The organism is Paenarthrobacter sp. TE3676, from assembly GCF_056279165.1.
In genome coordinates, this window is sequence record NZ_JBWBQU010000009.1 from 41,764 (window position 1) to 58,365 (window position 16,602).

The 16,602-nt window shown below is 61.4% G+C and carries 20 protein-coding genes; 11 read left to right on the top strand and 9 right to left on the bottom strand.

Annotation, left to right across the window (positions count from 1 at the left end; genetic code table 11):
* Positions 1–43: 43 nt before the first annotated feature.
* Both ACZ881_RS19490 and ACZ881_RS19495 read left to right on the top strand, forming a co-directional pair.
* Positions 44–685, top strand: coding sequence for a TetR/AcrR family transcriptional regulator (locus ACZ881_RS19490; protein WP_476117673.1), 642 nt, complete (start codon positions 44–46; stop codon positions 683–685).
* Positions 686–911: 226 nt separating this feature from the next.
* Positions 912–2,309 carry a serine/threonine-protein kinase gene (locus ACZ881_RS19495; RefSeq protein WP_476117674.1) on the top strand — a complete coding sequence of 466 codons (1,398 nt, stop codon included), beginning with the start codon at positions 912–914 and terminating at the stop codon, positions 2,307–2,309.
* A gap of 80 nt (positions 2,310–2,389) precedes the next feature.
* Here ACZ881_RS19495 and ACZ881_RS19500 read toward each other — a convergent pair whose 3' ends face one another.
* Together ACZ881_RS19500 and ACZ881_RS19505 are read right to left on the bottom strand one after the other, a co-directional pair.
* The gene (locus ACZ881_RS19500) at positions 2,390–3,868 is read right to left on the bottom strand and encodes a polysaccharide deacetylase family protein (RefSeq protein ID WP_476117675.1); all 1,479 of its coding nucleotides are present in this window, start codon (positions 3,866–3,868) and stop codon (positions 2,390–2,392) included.
* 86 nt (positions 3,869–3,954) lie between these two features.
* Complete coding sequence (locus ACZ881_RS19505) at positions 3,955–5,184, bottom strand: GAF domain-containing sensor histidine kinase (RefSeq protein ID WP_476117676.1); 1,230 nt, start codon at positions 5,182–5,184, stop codon at positions 3,955–3,957.
* A gap of 78 nt (positions 5,185–5,262) precedes the next feature.
* Between ACZ881_RS19505 and ACZ881_RS19510 the strand changes: the two genes are divergently transcribed.
* Complete coding sequence (locus ACZ881_RS19510; protein ID WP_476117677.1) at positions 5,263–6,678, top strand: MFS transporter; 1,416 nt, start codon at positions 5,263–5,265, stop codon at positions 6,676–6,678.
* Between the two features lie 22 nt (positions 6,679–6,700).
* Here the strand turns inward: ACZ881_RS19510 and ACZ881_RS19515 are convergent, their stop codons facing one another.
* The gene (locus ACZ881_RS19515) at positions 6,701–7,339 is read right to left on the bottom strand and encodes an isochorismatase family protein (protein WP_476117678.1); all 639 of its coding nucleotides are present in this window, start codon (positions 7,337–7,339) and stop codon (positions 6,701–6,703) included.
* An 85-nt stretch (positions 7,340–7,424) separates the two neighbouring features.
* Here ACZ881_RS19515 and ACZ881_RS19520 point away from each other — a divergent pair, with 85 nt between their 5' ends.
* From ACZ881_RS19520 to ACZ881_RS19550, 7 genes are all read left to right on the top strand, one after another.
* Complete coding sequence (locus ACZ881_RS19520) at positions 7,425–8,411, top strand: GlxA family transcriptional regulator (protein WP_476117679.1); 987 nt, start codon at positions 7,425–7,427, stop codon at positions 8,409–8,411.
* 141 nt (positions 8,412–8,552) lie between these two features.
* The gene (locus tag ACZ881_RS19525) at positions 8,553–8,921 is read left to right on the top strand and encodes a DUF7793 family protein (RefSeq protein ID WP_476117680.1); all 369 of its coding nucleotides are present in this window, start codon (positions 8,553–8,555) and stop codon (positions 8,919–8,921) included.
* Between the two features lie 144 nt (positions 8,922–9,065).
* Positions 9,066–9,509 carry a hypothetical protein gene (locus ACZ881_RS19530; RefSeq protein WP_476117681.1) on the top strand — a complete coding sequence of 148 codons (444 nt, stop codon included), beginning with the start codon at positions 9,066–9,068 and terminating at the stop codon, positions 9,507–9,509.
* 206 nt (positions 9,510–9,715) lie between these two features.
* On the top strand, positions 9,716–9,919 hold the full coding sequence (locus ACZ881_RS19535) for a hypothetical protein (protein ID WP_364308444.1): 204 nt from the start codon (positions 9,716–9,718) through the stop codon (positions 9,917–9,919).
* A gap of 117 nt (positions 9,920–10,036) precedes the next feature.
* Complete coding sequence (locus tag ACZ881_RS19540; protein WP_476117682.1) at positions 10,037–10,840, top strand: DUF1206 domain-containing protein; 804 nt, start codon at positions 10,037–10,039, stop codon at positions 10,838–10,840.
* A gap of 99 nt (positions 10,841–10,939) precedes the next feature.
* A complete protein-coding gene (locus ACZ881_RS19545) occupies positions 10,940–11,875 on the top strand; it encodes an SDR family oxidoreductase (protein WP_476117683.1) in 936 nt (311 codons plus the stop codon).
* Between the two features lie 47 nt (positions 11,876–11,922).
* Entirely contained in the window at positions 11,923–12,486 is a 564-nt protein-coding gene (locus ACZ881_RS19550; RefSeq protein WP_476117684.1) for a cysteine hydrolase family protein, read from the top strand.
* Here ACZ881_RS19550 and ACZ881_RS19555 read toward each other — a convergent pair.
* The 4 genes from ACZ881_RS19555 to ACZ881_RS19570 all read right to left on the bottom strand — a co-directional run bounded on the left by ACZ881_RS19555 (position 12,478) and on the right by ACZ881_RS19570 (position 14,545).
* Complete coding sequence (locus ACZ881_RS19555; protein WP_476117685.1) at positions 12,478–13,359, bottom strand: AraC family transcriptional regulator; 882 nt, start codon at positions 13,357–13,359, stop codon at positions 12,478–12,480. The genes ACZ881_RS19550 and ACZ881_RS19555 overlap by 9 nt on opposite strands.
* A gap of 161 nt (positions 13,360–13,520) precedes the next feature.
* Positions 13,521–13,781 carry a hypothetical protein gene (locus tag ACZ881_RS19560; RefSeq protein WP_476117686.1) on the bottom strand — a complete coding sequence of 87 codons (261 nt, stop codon included), beginning with the start codon at positions 13,779–13,781 and terminating at the stop codon, positions 13,521–13,523.
* Positions 13,774–14,043, bottom strand: coding sequence for a GlsB/YeaQ/YmgE family stress response membrane protein (locus ACZ881_RS19565; protein WP_178993727.1), 270 nt, complete (start codon positions 14,041–14,043; stop codon positions 13,774–13,776). Before ACZ881_RS19565 ends, ACZ881_RS19560 begins: the two co-directional genes overlap by 8 nt.
* A gap of 304 nt (positions 14,044–14,347) precedes the next feature.
* Entirely contained in the window at positions 14,348–14,545 is a 198-nt protein-coding gene (locus ACZ881_RS19570; protein ID WP_091463788.1) for a CsbD family protein, read from the bottom strand.
* Between the two features lie 183 nt (positions 14,546–14,728).
* On the opposite strand from ACZ881_RS19570, the gene ACZ881_RS19575 reads away from it, so the two are divergent.
* Positions 14,729–15,163: a hypothetical protein gene (locus ACZ881_RS19575; protein ID WP_091467377.1), complete on the top strand. Its 435-nt coding sequence runs from the start codon at positions 14,729–14,731 to the stop codon at positions 15,161–15,163.
* Between the two features lie 50 nt (positions 15,164–15,213).
* On the opposite strand, the gene ACZ881_RS19580 is transcribed toward ACZ881_RS19575, so the two are convergent.
* Together ACZ881_RS19580 and ACZ881_RS19585 are read right to left on the bottom strand one after the other, a co-directional pair.
* Positions 15,214–15,918, bottom strand: a complete 705-nt coding sequence (locus ACZ881_RS19580; RefSeq protein ID WP_476117687.1) for an alpha/beta fold hydrolase — start codon at positions 15,916–15,918, stop codon at positions 15,214–15,216.
* A 42-nt stretch (positions 15,919–15,960) separates the two neighbouring features.
* Positions 15,961–16,530 carry a YdeI/OmpD-associated family protein gene (locus ACZ881_RS19585; protein WP_474662049.1) on the bottom strand — a complete coding sequence of 190 codons (570 nt, stop codon included), beginning with the start codon at positions 16,528–16,530 and terminating at the stop codon, positions 15,961–15,963.
* Positions 16,531–16,602: the final 72 nt, after the last annotated feature.

Sequence of the window (16,602 nt, forward strand, 5' to 3'; positions counted from 1 at the left end):
CGACCAATGAGCTATTGGTCACTAATCCAATAGACTGAACGGCATGGTGTCAAGCCCCGCATCCCAACGCGTCCGAAAGTTACCCGGCGAGCGCCGCGCCGAAATTCTGGTCGAAGCTGCTTCGATTGCCCTGAATGAGGGGCTGGAGCGGATCACCCTCCGCGCCGTAGCTGACCGCCTGGGGGTGCGTCCCGGACTGATCAGCCACTACTACCCGGCCGCCGAGGACCTGGTGATCGCCGCCTTTGTGCGCGCCGTTTCGGAGGAGCGGGAAGAACTGTTTCCCGACGACGGGACTCCCCTTGAGCGAATGGCCCACCTCGTCTCGCGCATCGAGGGGAATGGCGCATTTGAGCTCACCAGGCTGTGGCTCAATGCCCGGCATCTATCCCGCTTCAGTCCGGCTTTGTCCGAGGCATTGCTGGCGCAGGAATACTTGGACAGGACGCGGCTGACCGTCCTTATTGAGGATGGTGTTAGCTCCGGTGACTTCGCGGTGGATGATCCGTTCGCAGCCTGCATCCGGATCTGGGTGGCCATCGACGGCGTGGGCTCCTACGTCAACAACGCCGGATCCTTTGATTACGAGGCGTTCACGCGGTTCGTCACCGACGTCGCTGAATGGTCGCTGGGCGTTCGGGCGGGCGAACTTCGCGCGGCTGTGGACCGACTGCAAGCCGGCTGACTCTCGCAGTCGCTGAGCCTTCACATTGCCCTTCCCGCGATTTAATCAGTATCCTGATAACTGATCTGGTGAAACCGGATGATGCTGTTTGGGCTCATTGCCTGGGCCGCTCGTGGCTGAAGCAGTCGGTCGCGCGGCCATCGTGAAAGTTTGATTGACGGCATTGCCGGGTGACGCAGGGACAGTGGTTCCGTGGCTCCAGGTATGCCTGAAGGACGTGACATTCGTGGGCAACAATGACGAGGCCGTGGACCCCCAACTCCCCGCCTCCAGCGAAACCGCAGGAACAGGCGATGAAGGAATAGACGCCGCTGAAACACTTGAAGGCCGCTACCAGCTGGGCTCTTTGCTGGGCAGGGGTGCCATGTCTGCCGTCTACCAGGCAACGGACATGCTCCTTGGCCGCGAGGTAGCCATCAAGATTTTCCTGCCCGGTTCAGGCGATGAGTCGTTCCGTGCCCGCCAGGAAAATGAAATGCGGCTTCTGGCCGCCTTTGATCACCCAGGGTTGGTGGCCGCTTTTGACGCCGGCGTCGATACGCGCAACGACGAAGAGCGCGCGTATCTGGTCATGGAACTGGCAGATGGCCGGGATTTGCGCGCCATACTGGCTGACGGACCACTCACTGTTCCCGAGACCGCGCGCATCGGGATCCGGCTCGCCGGGGCCCTGTCCCAGGTTCATGAGCATGGAGTTATCCACCGCGACATCAAGCCGGCCAACATCCTGGTATCCGACGACGACGGCGTGGGACAGTCGGTGAAGCTGGCGGACTTTGGCGTCGCGCTGGTCATGAACGACAACCGCCTCACCGCAACAGGCTTTACAGTGGGGACCGCCCAATACCTCAGCCCGGAACAGGCGCAGGGACTGGCGCTGACTCCCGCGAGCGACATCTACTCGCTGGGCTTGGTACTCCTCGAATGCCTCACCGGAAAGGCTGAATACCCGGGCACGCCTATTGAAACGGCATCAGCCCGCCTCCACCGCGCACCGCAGGTCCCCTTGGAATTGCCTGGTCCGCTGCGGGAGCTCCTTGAAGCCATGACGGACATGGATCCCGAAAAGCGCCCAACGGCACAACACGTCGAGCAGGCGCTCGGGAATGAAGGGATCCAGTCCGGGCGCAGGACCGCGCTGCTGCCGGCCGTGCCGTCGAGGCCACCACTCCGCACGCCAACCAAGCGGCAGGCCACCGTCACCAGCCTTAGGGACTTCAATAAGCGGCGACCCAGAACCGTTAGGGGTGTGGCCGCAGCAGCGGTAACCATTCCGCTTGCGTTGCTGATCCTCTCCCAGGGGCTCACGCCCACGGGCAACACAACTGACCCCTCCCACCCCGCGGACACCGGGGTTTCCCAGGCTGAGCCGCAGCCGACGACGCCGGTGGCGCCCGCCCTTCCTGTTGCGCCGGCGACTGCCGAAGCCGTGCCTGCCGAAGCTGTCCCCGCGGATGACCAGCCCGCTGAGGTGATCAATCTTCAGGAGCCGGCACCCGCGCCGGTAGAGGCACCGGCGCCAGCACCCGCAGCGGAGCCGGGTACGGATATCGCCAAGGAAAAGAGCGACGGCAAGAGCGAGAAAAAGCCTGAGAAAGCCAAAGGAAACGGGGAGGGCAAGTAGCCCTGGCAAAGTGAATTAGCGCTCGACGGCGACCTGCCGCCGTCGAGCGTTGAGTTCCGCCAGGTCAGCGTTCTTGGCCGTCAGCGTCCGGCAACGCATCCCGGGCCGGTTCCGCGGCACTTGTATGACGCGCCGGGCTTCAGGTCGATGCCCGCGAAAAGCTCCGGGAGCGTGACCAGGTAGAAGCCCTTGCCTTTGAGTTGGGCAATGAGCTCGGACTGGCCGTCCACGGTGGAAGCGTGGACGTCGTGTTGGAGGATGATGGATCCTGGCTTGACCAGGCTCATGATCCGGGGGAGGAACACGGATTTATTCTTGGATTGCCAATCCATGGAGTCGACGTCCCAGATAATTTGGGGCAACCCTACAGAAGCGGCCACTGACTTATTGGTTGCTCCGTAAGGTGGCCTCACGTAGGCGGGCACCACTCCCGTTGCCTGCTCGATGGCGTTTTGGGCTCCCTTGACCTCGCTCGCAATGCTCGCCGGAGACAATTTGGTGAGGTACGGGTGGCTCATGGTGTGGTTTGCGATGGTGTGACCCGCAGCTGCCACCGCCTTCGCCACCGTCGGATTGGCCTTGACGTATCCGCCCTGTTGGAAGAACGTGGCGAACACTCTGTGCTTGTCGAGTATCGCCAGAAGGCGAGTGGTCTGGGCGTTGGGCCCGTCATCGTAGGTGAGGGCAGCGCAGGCCACCAGGTCGCAGTTGACAGGAGCCAGGCCGCCGGGTGCGGGCTGGGGGGCCTTGAACGGAGCCCCGGAAATGACCGCGGTGCGCAAGGCCTGCCCTGCAGGGGAAATGACCTCGGCTGTTGCTGCGGCATTCAAAGTCACGGTGACGGAGGTGGGCAACGCGGCGCCTGTTCCGAGGTGTCGATGGACGGTGACGCTGAGGTCCCCGGCAGAGGTAAAGGCGACGGCGGTGAGCAACTCGGCGTCGGAAACGGAGTCGGTTGGCGAGCTCCGGTCCGGGCCCGGAGCCTGCGTCGGGGACGCCGCACCGATGGCGTCTCCGAGTATTGTCCGTAAGGTGCTGGTCATGGCCGGGTTGATCAAGCTGGCACTGCCGGTAACAACGCCAGTGCTGAGGTCCTCATAGGTGATCTCCTCGCTGCGAGCGGCCCGGACGCCTCCGTCCATGGTTGTTTGCACGAACCTGGATCCAACAACGCTTCCGGTTGCCAGGACAATTTCATGGGTGACCGAAACGCCGTCGGCCAGCAGCGCAGCGGGGGTAGCCGGCAGTGCCGCCGGTTCGTGGCGACCGCCGGCCCGGGCATCGAAGATGCTGAGCAGCCGGGCATCGAGCTGACTGTTGAAGGTCTGGGCACCGCTGATGTATTGCCACGTGGCAACGGTGGGCGCTGTGCCGGCTGTGCGCGTGGTCATGTCCACGATTGACGGTTGGAGGGCGATCCTGGACGGAGGCGCCCCGATGACCGCGGTTGGTGCGTGCGGTGCCTGTTGGGTGGTCATGGGGACGCAGGCCGCTATGAAGAGCACGATGACTACGAGCGGGATCGTGAACGGTGAGCGGACTGGGGTGGGCCGCTGCATGGTTTCCTCTACCGGAAGTACGAGGTGGTCATGCCTCGAATGATGGCAGGCGCAACACCAAAGACCCCGGAGACACCCCGGAGCGGCTAGAGACCGGCTGGAAAACTAATCGTAACGGTGGTTCCGCCGTCGGGAGTTTCAGCCAGGGTGAGGTCGCCACCATGGGCTTTCGCGATGCTGCTGCACGTGGCCAGGCCGAGTCCGGAACCGGGACCGTCACCTTCCCGACGCAGGCGCACCAAGGGTTCCAGGGCCTTGGCGCGGTCCTCGGGTTTGATGCCCTTACCGTTGTCCGCCACGAAGATCGTGGCTCCGTGATAGTTGGAAACCCCGCTGATTCTGACAAGCAGATCACGGTCGGGACTGCGGTAGTTCATGGCGTTGGAGAGCAGGTTTTGCAACAGCGTGCGGAGCTGTCCGCGGTCGGCGTGAAGCCTGAGGTCCTGGACTTCAACCACGCCGTCATTCTCGATTCCCAAGTCACGGGCAACTTCTTCGGTGACCTCGCGCAGGGACACCTGGGCCGGCTGGATCGCGCCGCCCACCCGGGAGTAGCTCAGCACATCCTCGAGCATTCCGAGCATCCGCCGTCCACTGGAGCCAATTCGGTCCAGATAGCGCGCGGCGGTGCTGTTCGGTTCTACGTCGGGATCGTCTTCCACCAGTTCCACATAGCCCAGGATGGTGGTGAGGGGAATGCGGAGATCGTGGCTGACGCGGCCGGCGAATGCGGCGAGTTTTGCGTTGCTGTGCCTCAACTCGGCATAGGTGCGGTCAAGCTGTACCGTGCGGTGCTGAAGCTCCAGAAGCTCAACAACCTGCTTGGCCAGGACTTCGAGCATGCTCAGCTGTTCCGGACTCAGCTCATTGGTTTTATCCGAGAAGACGCACAGTGTTCCCGGGACGAATCCCGATTCTGTCTGCAGCGGGACCGATGCATAAAAACGGACGTTCCCGATTTCACCGGTGACAAACGGATTGTCTGCGAATCGCGGATCCTGTGACGCATCGGCAACCACGGTCCTTTCGCGGGAAAGGAACACCTTGGCGCACATGGAATCCTCGCGGGAACAGACTCCGGGGTCCACGCCCCAAGCCCCGATTTGGTGCTGGTATTCCGCGCTGATGATGTTGACCACGCCAAACGGAGCGCCACAAAGCTCCGTTGCCAGCCGCACGAGGTTCTGCAGTGCGCTCATGACGGCGGCATTGGGAAGGAGAGTGGAATCCACTGCCGGGTCCAGGCCATATTCCTGTAATTCCAGATCCCGGCTGATGTCATCGGTGAAGGACAGCTGCCCCTGAACTTCCGTCATGTTGTTACTCCCCCAAGCGTCTTTAGGATTCCTTGCCGATACTACCGGGACCGTGGCGGCGGTGGTTTACTGGGACGCATGACCGAGCAGGAACCGGCCTCCGCCGCGTCTACTGAAAGTATCGATCTCTCCCTACGCACTCCCGCGCAAAGATCCCGGACCTTTACCGGGATCCTGGTGAACACCGCCCTCGCGAACATCACAACGAGCTATCTCTGGTTCGCACTGACGTTCTGGGTGTACTTGGAGACACGGAATGTCATCGCCACAGGGGTAATAGGCGGCGCGTACATGCTGCTGATCGCCCTCTCCAGCATCAGTTTCGGAACTTTCGTTGACCGTTACCGCAAATTGGCCGTGATGCGTTTCGCCGCCGCCTTCACCATGGTGATGTTCGTCCTCTCGGGCGTCATGTTCCTGCTGACACCCGAGCAGGCCCTACTGGACCTGACACAGCCATGGTTCTGGATCTTCACCATGATCATCCTGATCGGCGCAGTGGTGGAGAACATGCGAAATATTGCCCTGTCCACCACTGTCACCATCTTGATCGAACCGGATCGGCGGGCCAATGCCAACGGGCTCGTCGGCATGGTGCAGGGGCTCATGTTTATCGTCACCTCGGTCCTGTCCGGGCTATCGGTAGGACTGCTGGGCATGGGGTGGACGGTGGTTGTCGCCTTGGTGCTGACCGCCTTGGCCTTCGGGCACTTGCTCATGCTGCGCCTGCCCGAGGAAGTGCGTGCAGCCGCTTCCGACGCCCAGGGCGGATTCGACTTGAGGGGGTCGTGGGCTGCCGTCATGGCAGTATCCGGCCTCTTTGCGCTGATTCTTTTCTCCACGTTCAACAACTTCATTGGCGGCGTGTACATGGCTTTGATGGACCCGTACGGCCTGGAGATGTTCTCCGTGGAGATGTGGGGAGTTGTCTTCGCCATTGGCGCCACGGGGTTCATTGTTGGAGGGGCGCTGATCGGCAAGTTCGGCCTCGGGTCCAATCCTTTGCGGACCATGCTCATTGCCGTGCTGTTGATGGGCTTCATCGGTGCGGTGTTTACGGTCCGCGAGTGGGCTTGGCTATACATCGTGGGAATATGGCTCTACATGGCGCTGGTCCCTGTGGTTGAAGCCGCTGAACAGACCGTCATCCAAAAGGTGGTGCCACTACCGCGGCAGGGCAGGGTGTTTGGTTTCGCCATGGCGTTCGAGTCCGCGGCGGCGCCCATCACCGCCTTCCTCATCGCACCAATCGCCCAATTCTGGATCATCCCCTACGCCCGATCCGAGGAAGGGGCGGCCAGCCTTGCCCCCCTGCTGGGCGAAGGGATTTCCCGTGGCATCGCCCTGGTGTTCCTGGCCGCCGGCATCATCATGATCATCGTCGCCTTGATCGCTTTCCTGACTCCCGTCTACCGCCGGGTATCTGCTTCGTATGCGCAGACAGCGGCGGAAGAACGGGAAAGCCAGGATGCGGAGTCGCCGTCGTCGCATTGATCCAAGCGGGTCAAGAAGTTTTTCAGGACGCTGGCTTTAACGCGGCCCCTGCCATGGCGGAGCTGCCCAGATCGCTCTTTTCCAGCGCCTGCCCGGACTCGACGGCCTCGGCCCATGCTTCGGTGGGAGCAACGGCGGCCCAGTTGGAATTCAACAACGCCAGCAACGTGGTGTGTACGGTCCTGGCGTCCACGGTTCCGGCGTTGTTGCTGAGGTTGATGGCTCCCGTGGCATCCGAGAGTACTTCGGTGGCGAAGCCGAGGAATTCTGCTTCAACGGCCGATGCCAGGATGCAGTTGTTTGTCATGTAACCCACCAAGGTGACGGTGTCGACGTCGTGCTCCCGCAGCCAGGCGGCGACATCCGTGCCGGCGTAGACCGAACCGTACTGCTTGACCACCTTTTTCCATGATCCGGTCCGGCGGGCTTCCACCTCGGGGTGCAGCTCGTATTCCGCTGTTCCCGGGGCGAAGACGGGCGCGCCTTCAGCTTCGCTGTGCTGGATGGCTGCGATGGGGATGCCGGCTGCAGTTGCCGCCTCGATGGCCTTGCCGATCATCGGAAGAGACTCTTGGTGCTGCGGGTACTGAATTTCCAGCGGGCCGCTGAAGTACTGCTGCTGGACATCGACAAGGACGAGGGCGCGGCGGGGTGTGCTCATGGTGTTCTCCCGTAGTGGTTGCTGGGGGCCATTCGGCGGTCCTTTTCATCATTGGTCCATTGCGCGCTGGGCACCAGTGGCACGAATGCCCATATACGATGGATTCGGGCCAAAGACCAGCGGGGAGACCATGAAGATCGCGGTGTACGCATTCAATGGCGTCACAATGTTCCATCTGGCCGTGCCGCAAATGGTATTCGACGAGGTCACCCGCCAAGGCTTGGCCGAGTGGAACACCGTCCTGTTCTCGGACCGGGCGGGCCACATCCAAACGGCCGAGGGCTACGTGTTGGGGGAAGTCCAGGGACCCTCGAAGGTGGTACACGCCGACGTCGTAGTGGTGCCGTCCTGGTTCGACGACGAACGCGAGCCCGGCGAAGTCCTCAGCAACGTCCTCCGGGAAGCACATGGCAGGGGCGCAACCATAGTGGGTCTGTGTTTGGGAGCGATCCCCGTTGCCGACGCCGGTCTCCTGAACGGACGATCTGCCGTGACCCACTGGCAAGCCTTTGATTCCCTCGCTGTCCGGCATCCCGACGTCTCCCTCGACCAGACAGTGCTGTATATCGATCACGGCGACGTCCTGACATCTGCGGGCACAGCGTCCGGACTCGATGCGTGCTTGCACGTTGTGAGAGGCCGTTTGGGAGCGGAAGCAGCCAACCAGGTGGCGCGAAGCCTGGTCATCGCTCCGCACCGTGAAGGTGGGCAGGCCCAGTACATCGAGCATCCCCTTCCGCCGCGAGCCGAGGGGGATCCGATGGCCCGTTTGCTTGAGTGGACGTTGGGTCGGCTGGGAGAGCCGCTCAGCATTGACCGGCTCGCGGCCCAGGCTCACATGAGCCGGCGAACCTTCCTGCGCGCCTTCCGCGCCTCAACCGGGACCACGCCGTCGGCCTGGATACGCACTCGCCGCCTGGATGCGGCCCGCCGCCTGTTGGAAACCACCGGCTTGTCTGTTGACCAGGTTGCGGCCGACTGCGGATTCGGCAGCGCCGTGACCCTCAGGCAGAACTTCGCCAGCGCCTTTTCCACCTCACCCACGGACTACAGGCGCCGCTTTACCGCCTGACAGCTTTCACGGCATGACACGGAAACCAAAGCAAAGATCACTCTTTTCGGATGAGACGGGGTGAATACTGGGTGGTGCAGGGTGGAGTCAGCCCGTGGCATGCGGGCAGTCCTGCAATCCTGCAGAGATGGAGACGGTTCCATGGCCGAAGCGGACGACGTCGACTACACCCTTCAGCTCGAGCCGGACAATGTCTTGTTACTGGCTTGGGACCCGGGCGTCAGAATTGAAGCCGGCAACGCCCGGGCTGCCGTGGACGCTGTCAACGAGTTCGCTGCCGGTAGACGCTATCCCTTGCTGGTCAGGATGGCCAATGCAAGCCATTTGAGTCGCGCGGCACGTGACGTTTTCATCGAGCCCTGTGCGGCCTCCAGAATCGCGTTGCTGGGTGAAAATCCTGTTGACCGCATACTCGTCGACTACCAACTGGCCGCCCAGCCCGCGCCCTGCCCCACGAGGTTCTTTACCTCCGAAGCTGAGGCAATGACTTGGCTCTTGGAATCGGATTAGCAGGCAATCGATCCGCACCAGGGCCGTGCAGTTGAGTGAGAACTCCGTGACGCTCTATACCTCCAACAGGAGGTGTGGAATCATCGGCGAATGGACCAATATCTGTGGGTGTTGAAACAAGATCAACTTGATTTGATTCGCGAATTGGAGCCAGCAAGACTTGAGCTCCTCGACGAGGAAGGCCTGCTCCAACTCCATAAACGGGTGCGGAAGGCCCGGAACAAATACACCACGAACTATCGACGCAAAGCGGCAGACGAAGTACTCGAAGCCGGTGGTCGCGGAGCCGCAGCCAACAAGTCGGACAAAGCGCGTGCCCGGGCGCTGGTGTTCGAGGAAGCACTCTCCATCGTGAGCACCGAACTGGCCAGGGTGGCTCACGAGGCGGCAGAAGAACTCAAGGATGAGCGACTGGAACGCGCCGGCGCAGACAAGTCCACCGGGCCGGAGAGCGCCGGAACCGGCACCAAATCCACTACCAGTTCGGGTCGGACCCGGTCTCACCAGAAGACCACCGGCGGAGTGAAGCGGGACGCTTCCAGCCGTTCGCAAGGTGTCCAGCGCCAAGCCAAAAAGGACGCCCGCTAGATCCTTTGCCCCGCCGAGGTGGCATTTAATGACAATCGCGACGCGGAACATTGTCATTAACTGCCACCTCGGCGGGGCGGACTCGACGCGCCGGGAGGAATCTTGAGGGAATCTTGAGATGACCCGGCGTCCTTCTTGAGGACCCCGTCCGATGGTTGAAACATCAGCCAATCACCTGACGGGAACTTCCAGGAAGGACCACCGAAATGACTGACCAGATCTCCGCCAAGTCCGGGACTGCCGGCGCCGCCCACACGAAGTCCGAAGCCCTCACAGGTGCCCCCGACGCCGCGGGCCACGCTGGGGAAACCGTTGGCCAGACCCGTGCAGTGGTGACCGTCCGTGAGCAGTTCAACCCCCTTGGCGCGGGGCTCAGGAGCATCTGGCCGCAGTCGGTCGTCGGCTTCTAGGGCGCCAGACCTTCACTAGGGAAGGCACCTCGTTATTCGGGCGAGTACCTGCCCGACGCCGTTTAAGGGACGATGGAGTCCAGCGCGAAAATAAGGAGGCTTGCCATCAAGGAAGAGATGAGAAAGGCCGCTGATGTGGCCGAGGAAGCCGCGAATTCGCAGGCTTTCGCAGCTGTCGCCCGGGCCGGTTATGCCGTGAGCGGGCTCCTGCACCTGCTCATTGGCGTCATAGCGATCCAACTCGCGGTGGGCCGCGGCGGCGAGGCTGATGTTAGCGGCGCTGTGACCGAGTTGGCCAACAAACCAGCCGGGCCCCTCCTGCTCTGGGCCTGCTTTGGAGCCTGTGCGGCGTTGGCTTTATGGCAACTGGGAAATGCCATCCTCGGCTATCGAATCGCCTCTGACAACAAACTGACCAAGCGGTTATCGGCTTTAGGCCAGGCCTTGGTGTTCGCTGCGTTGGCGGCCACCATCATTTCTTTCGTAGTGGGGCAGGGCCAGAACAGCCGGGAGTCCAGCAGCGACTTCACCGTCACTCTTATGAAGGCGCCGTTCGGGGTCTTCTTGCTGATCGCCATCGGCGCCGGCGTAGCGATTACCGCCGTCGTCTTCGCTGTGAGGGGTTTTCGTCGAAAGTTCACCAAGGACCTATCCCTTTCACCCAACCCGGGCGTGCACAAGTTCCAACTCTGGGTTGGCGTGGTGGGTTACATCGCCAAGGGGATCGCCCTCTTCCTGGTGGGGCTGTTGGTGGTCATCGCCGCGGTTCGCGCGCAGCCCGAGCAATCAACGGGCCTTGATGGAAGTTTGAAAGCCTTGAAGGAGCAGCCCTATGGCCCGTACTTGTTGTCTGCCGTCGCACTGGGGCTCATTGCCTACGGGTTGTTCCTTATGGTCAAAGCGAGGACCCTCCGGACCTAGTCCTGACTGCGTTTAGGAGCTCGGGTGTACGGGTACAGGGCAAAAGTACCGTGGAGTGAACAAAGCACCGTGCCGTGCAATCTGAAAAGGGGCAGAACCATGACTCAAGGTGATCCGAACCAGACTGACAAGCCGCAAACCGACGGGAACCGTCTCACCTCCGCACCGGCAGACCCCCGCCGCGGGTACCACTCGGGCGAATTCCCCCAGCAGGAGCAGGAACAGCCCGGCCTCACCAAACCACTGGATCCGCAACCGGACCATGGCGAGAAGAGTTATGTGGGGCACGGGCGCCTGCAGGGTAAGACCGCGTTGATCACCGGCGGTGACTCCGGCATCGGCGCCGCGGTAGCCATTGCCTACGCGCGCGAGGGCGCCAACGTGGCCATTAGTTATCTTCCGGAGGAAGAGGAAGATGCGCAGTCGACGGCGGATTGGATCCGTGAGTGCGGAGCGCAAGCCCTGCTGTTGCCCGGTGATGCGCGGGATGAAGGCTTCGCGGCCGAGATTGTGGAACGTACAGTGCAGGAGCTTGGTGGGCTCAACGTCGTGGTTTTGAATGCGGCTTACCAGAAGAACCGCGAAGGCCTGGAAACCATACCCACGGAGGAGTTCGACCGTGTCTTCAAAACCAATCTGTACTCGTTGATCTGGACGGCGCAGGCAGCCATTCCGCATCTCCGGCCGGGCGCCTCGATCATTGTCACGGCATCCATCCAGGCGTTCAATCCGTCCGCCCAGTTGATCGACTATGCCATGACCAAAGCGGCCCAGGTGGCCTTCACCAAGGCCATGGCCGAGGAACTCGGGCCCAAGGGGATCCGCGTTAATGCAGTGGCGCCTGGCCCTATCTGGACTCCACTGATCCCAGCCACCGAATGGCCGGACAAGCTCCCCACCTTTGGGCAGGACACACCACTGGGTCGTGCCGGCCAGCCTGCCGAGCTGGCGCCAGCCTACGTGTTGCTGGCGTCCGATGAAGGCTCCTATATTTCGGGAGCAGTCCTTCCCGTCACGGGCGGGAAGGGACTCTGATCTCTGTCCAGGCGGTTTGTTGAGGTTCCGGTTTAGGGAGTACAACGATGATCGCTGTGTTGGTGATCGACATGCAGAACGCCTACTTCGAGGACCCCGCTCTCAAGGGGCGCCAGGAAGAAATTGTTGCTGCCTGCAATTCGTTGACCAGCGCAGCGCTCCAAGCCGGGACCAAAGTGATCCTGGTAGGAACCGTGCATGAACGGGACAAATCCACGTGGAGCCTGAACATGCTCGACGATGATCAGGGATTTATCTTCAGGGGCAGTGAGCAGGCCGAGTTCGTTCCCGGGCTGCTCACTGCCGATCTTCCCCGGTTGATCAAGACCAGGGACAGCGCCTTTTTCGGAACAGATCTTGCCATGCGCCTGAGGAACTGGGGCGTCGACACCGTCATTCTTGCCGGAATTTCAGCCCATAACTGCATCGCCCAAACGGCCGCTGACGCCTTTGCACACAACATCAAGGTGATATATGCGGCCGAGGCCATTGGGACGGAGAACGCGGAAGCCGCAGAGTCCGTACTGCAGGTCCTCACCCGTGAATACCGGCAGAACGTGTTGCCCTTGGATGAAATTCGGCAGCTTCTGGGATCAGCTCCCTCAGCGTAGTTCTTCCCTTTCAATGGGAATCCACAGTTGCCCGCGGCCATGCGTGCCGCCGGGTTCCACCTGGACGCTGAGCATTTCCGGTCCCGGTGCCCACCTGTAGGGGTTGGCAGGAAACCATTCCGTGGCGGCATCAGCCCACATACCCTGCAGGACTTCCGGGAACTTTCCCTCGGCTTCAAAGACCACCCACAGGCCGGCCGGGACCTCCAGGGACTCGAAACCTTCCGGGACCGGTTTCGTAGAGGCTACTGCGTGCCAATAGTCCAGTTCGCTTCCCTCGTTGCGCTGCTCTTCGATGTTGTCAGTGACTGAGAGCGGGCCGGCGGGATCCATGTCCGCAATCTCCAACAATTGCTTGGTGACAGCGGGGTCCAGTCCTCGCTGGAAGTCGATGATGGCTTGATTGGGTCCCTCGTGGACCAAAGGGACACGGGCTTTCAGGCCTATGAGGCGGAAAGCAGGTTGATCTTCTATGCGGTGCTTCATGTCGGCGTTTCCTTCAACTCGGAGGTGGAACCTCAATTGAGGTTGGGAATGGAGAACCGCGCCCGGCAGTCGTGTCTCAGAGGGGCTCAACCCGTGCAGGGCTTTGAACGCACGGGTGAATGCCTCTGCCGATCCGTACCCATAGCGGACGGCAACGTTCAGCACAGTCCCGCCCTCGAGGATTTCCGCAGTGGCTGCCGTCAGGCGCCGCCTGCGGATGTACTCAGATATGGGCAGGCCAGCCAGGGAGGAAAACATCCGGCGGAAGTGGTACTCGGAGGTCAGGGCAGCACGAGCCAAGACACCCACCTCGATATCCGCGGTGAGGTCTTGCTCGATGAGCTCTATGGCCCGATTCCAACCCTGCATCATGCCTCCGTCTTGCACCCGGTGCTCCATCCTTTTCTTCGACGCTACGCGGACTTCCGAGTCGATGCCCCAACAACTCATGCCCGAAAATATCGGGCCCCACAATGTATGAACCCGCACAACGCAAGAACCCGGAGACTGCATCTGCAGTTCTCCGGGTTCTTGGCTGTATTCAGTTGTTACGGTCGACTGGAGCCTGAAGCTTCTTCGTCCGGTTCGGAGGAGAAAGGTCGGTCCTCAGGGACGTCTTCCGTGTTCTTTTCATCCAGTTCGGCATCAGCCGAAGGTACCGTCCTCTCGGCGTAGTCACCTTCAGTGTAGTCGCCTCCGGCATCGTCCTTCAGTGTTTCCGGGGACACACCTGTGTCTCCGTAGTCGCCTTCAGAATACTGGCCTTCGAGTTCGTCGCCGTTGGCGTCGCGGTTCTGGTTGTTAGCCATGGTGTGTCCTGCGGTTGGTGACCAGGCCGTAGATCAGCAGCACAATGATGGAGCCGCCGATAGCCAGGAGCCACGTGGTGAGGGAGAAGAATTCCTGCAGGCCCGTGTTAAAGATGAGCCCGCCAATCCAGCCGCCCAGAAGTGCGCCGACGACGCCCAACAGGAGGGTGACCAGCCAGCCGCCACCCTGGCGACCGGGAAGAATAAGCTTTGCGATAGCGCCGGCCAAAAGACCGAGCAGAAGAAAACCAAAGAAACCCATTTTTGCTCCTACTTTCTTGTTGATGGAAATTCCATGAACGTGATGAAGCGAGTATGTTCATCGGGTGCCTGTTCCAAGGTGTAGGCACCGTAATGGGGCCCCTGGAGGCCCTATGGAATGTGGGGATTGGAACTATTTATGCAACCCCGATGAATTTATGAAATGCAGCCAATAAAGCACTCCTGCCGATTGGGTCGGACTCGGTACTACACCAGCAACGCTAGCGGCTCCCGGGGCAAGTAGCAAGTAACCTGACTATTAGTCAGCCCTTGCTTGCGGGCCCCGAATGCTGCGGGTTCGCGGCCTAGTGGCCCTTGAGGGAGTCTTTGACTCCTTGAGCGGCGTCCTTGACTTTCTCGCCGGACTGCTTGAGGTTTGCCTCAGATTGCTCGCCGACGCCCTCGGCCTGCAGGTTCCTGTCGCCGGTGGTTTCGCCGGTCTTTTCCTTGACCTTGCCGCCTGCTTCTTCGGCGGCATTACTAATCTTGTCACCCAGTCCCATGGTTTCACTCCTCGGGTTTCATGCGGTTACTTCCTGCGGTTATCCGCTGGTTGGCATAACAGTTTAGTCGAATGTTTTATTTCGGCAAATCACTATTAACCGGCCCGCAATCAATGGGCAGGTGACACGGCATGCCCGGCAGGGATAGTGTCGAGGAATAACACCTCGGAAGGAGTGATTGCTGTGAAAGGCAAAGCATTGTTCGCCGTTGGCGTGGCTGTCGGCTACGTATGGGGATCGAAGTCCTGGCCGGAGGTGTACCGGCGGGTCCGCGGAGGCACCGAGAAGCTTTGGAAGAACCCTGAGGTTCAAGAGAACGTGCACCAGGCCACGGAAGCAGTCCAGGAATCCGTGCCGGACATTCTGGACAACCTGTATGAGGCCGGCAAGAAGTTACTGGAAAAGGCAGAAGCGATGTTCCCTGGCATCACTTCCCCCAAGGCGGGTCAGCATGCTGACTCCTCTTCCAGCAGCAAGCCCACCGTCACCACCGTGCCCACTATCAAGTCGGACGTGGTGTCCGATCCTGCCTTGGATGACGCCACGGGAAGTGACTGGACAGGCGAGGGCGGCGCTGCACCGGAAGGGCCGGCGACCAATACGCCGCCCAAGGCCTGAACTCTCCTCGCTGAGGGCGGCCGCGTCGGGTAAGTGCCGCCGTCGGAGGTCTATTTGGCGCGTTCGACCGCCGTCAGGATCGCCTCACCCAGCTCTTGGGGTTTGGTGAACTGAGGCCAATGTCCGGTGGGGAGGTCGATGTACTCGACGTCCCGGATCCTGGCGAGTTCTGCCGTTAACGGGTGCCCGGCATCCATCCACTCCTTGAGGAGCGACGACGGGAACTGGCAGGTGATGATCGTGGCCGGTACGTCGTAGCGCCGGACGTCGCTCAGGTGTTGCTGGTCGAAGGCAACGCCCTTTGGCTCCGGGATGGCCCGTGCCCGGAACGCGTCCTTGAGTTCGTCAGTCAGGTCTACGAGGTCTTCTTCCTCGAACAATTCCCACGGCGGCAGCGGGACGTCGACGCCGTCGTCGGGCAGTTCGTCATTGATGACCCCGCCCTCACCGAGCGGTCCGCTGTCAACGTAAATGGCGCGGGCCACTCGGTCCGGGCGGGCATCTGCTACGCCATGGATGATGGCGCCGCCACCTGAATGGCCCACCAGGATGACCTTGCCGTCGAGGGAGTCCACTTTCGCCACCACGGCGTCGATGTGGGTGCGAAGGCCGATGCCCGCGCGTGATGCGTCCACCGACTCCAGCCCCGGCAGCGTCAGCGGATGAACCGCGTGGCCGGCTGCTTCCAGCGGCGGCGTCACCTCCTCCCACGACGACGCGTCCAACCAGAAACCGGGTACAAGGATGATGTCCATGCCGGTACCCTACGGGAGCCCACCGACAGTTTGTAAGAGCAGCTAGCTTCTCACCGCCAGCGTCTCTACCGCCTTCGCCAGGATCTTGGCGCGGGACTCCGTGGAGCGGGCTTTTAACACCTGCAAAATGATGAGGTAGCGCTCTGTCTTGCCCAGATTTTCAAAGGTTTCCTTGGCGGCCCGGTTTCCGGCGAGTGCGGCCTGCAGGTCCTCCGGAACCTCTGCGTTGGCTTGCGAAACGTAGGCGGCTTCCCAGCGGCCATCAGCTTTGGCTGCATCTATTTCGGCGTACCCGGCAGGTTGCATGCGTCGTGCGCGTATCAGTGCTTCCACTTTGCCCACGTTCACTTGGGACCACGAGCTTCGGGCCCGACGTCGGGAGTACCTTTGCAGGAATGTCTTATCGTCGTGGCCCTTGCGTTGGCCATCGATCCAGCCGAAGCAGAGGGCGCCGTCCAAGGCGTCCTGTATCTCAATGAGTCCGGCGCCCGAGTTCTTTTTCCCGATGACAAGCCAGGCTTCGGCCTTGGTGTTGTGGTTCGCGGAGAGCCAGTCTTCCCACTCCGCGCCGCTGGCAAAACTCAGCAGCTCCGGCTCACTCTTCTGCTCCATTCTCTTACCTTCCCACTGCTCCTGGTTCAAGTACCAGCATCCCCCAAAGTAGGTAGCAGCAGAGGCCGTTTT

Excerpts from the sequence above, each read along its gene's own strand:
- ACZ881_RS19490 (WP_476117673.1), top strand. The coding sequence starts at position 44 with ATGGTGTCAAGCCCCGCATCCCAACGCGTCCGAAAGTTACCCGGCGAG.
- ACZ881_RS19500 (WP_476117675.1), bottom strand. The coding sequence starts at position 3,868 with ATGCAGCGGCCCACCCCAGTCCGCTCACCGTTCACGATCCCGCTCGTA.
- ACZ881_RS19505 (WP_476117676.1), bottom strand. The coding sequence starts at position 5,184 with ATGACGGAAGTTCAGGGGCAGCTGTCCTTCACCGATGACATCAGCCGG.
- ACZ881_RS19510 (WP_476117677.1), top strand. The coding sequence starts at position 5,263 with ATGACCGAGCAGGAACCGGCCTCCGCCGCGTCTACTGAAAGTATCGAT.
- ACZ881_RS19515 (WP_476117678.1), bottom strand. The coding sequence starts at position 7,339 with ATGAGCACACCCCGCCGCGCCCTCGTCCTTGTCGATGTCCAGCAGCAG.
- ACZ881_RS19520 (WP_476117679.1), top strand. The coding sequence starts at position 7,425 with ATGCCCATATACGATGGATTCGGGCCAAAGACCAGCGGGGAGACCATG.
- ACZ881_RS19525 (WP_476117680.1), top strand. The coding sequence starts at position 8,553 with ATGGCCGAAGCGGACGACGTCGACTACACCCTTCAGCTCGAGCCGGAC.
- ACZ881_RS19535 (WP_364308444.1), top strand. The coding sequence starts at position 9,716 with ATGACTGACCAGATCTCCGCCAAGTCCGGGACTGCCGGCGCCGCCCAC.
- ACZ881_RS19540 (WP_476117682.1), top strand. The coding sequence starts at position 10,037 with ATGAGAAAGGCCGCTGATGTGGCCGAGGAAGCCGCGAATTCGCAGGCT.
- ACZ881_RS19545 (WP_476117683.1), top strand. The coding sequence starts at position 10,940 with ATGACTCAAGGTGATCCGAACCAGACTGACAAGCCGCAAACCGACGGG.
- ACZ881_RS19550 (WP_476117684.1), top strand. The coding sequence starts at position 11,923 with ATGATCGCTGTGTTGGTGATCGACATGCAGAACGCCTACTTCGAGGAC.
- ACZ881_RS19560 (WP_476117686.1), bottom strand. The coding sequence starts at position 13,781 with ATGGCTAACAACCAGAACCGCGACGCCAACGGCGACGAACTCGAAGGC.
- ACZ881_RS19565 (WP_178993727.1), bottom strand. The coding sequence starts at position 14,043 with ATGGGTTTCTTTGGTTTTCTTCTGCTCGGTCTTTTGGCCGGCGCTATC.
- ACZ881_RS19570 (WP_091463788.1), bottom strand. The coding sequence starts at position 14,545 with ATGGGACTGGGTGACAAGATTAGTAATGCCGCCGAAGAAGCAGGCGGC.
- ACZ881_RS19580 (WP_476117687.1), bottom strand. The coding sequence starts at position 15,918 with ATGGACATCATCCTTGTACCCGGTTTCTGGTTGGACGCGTCGTCGTGG.
- ACZ881_RS19585 (WP_474662049.1), bottom strand. The coding sequence starts at position 16,530 with ATGGAGCAGAAGAGTGAGCCGGAGCTGCTGAGTTTTGCCAGCGGCGCG.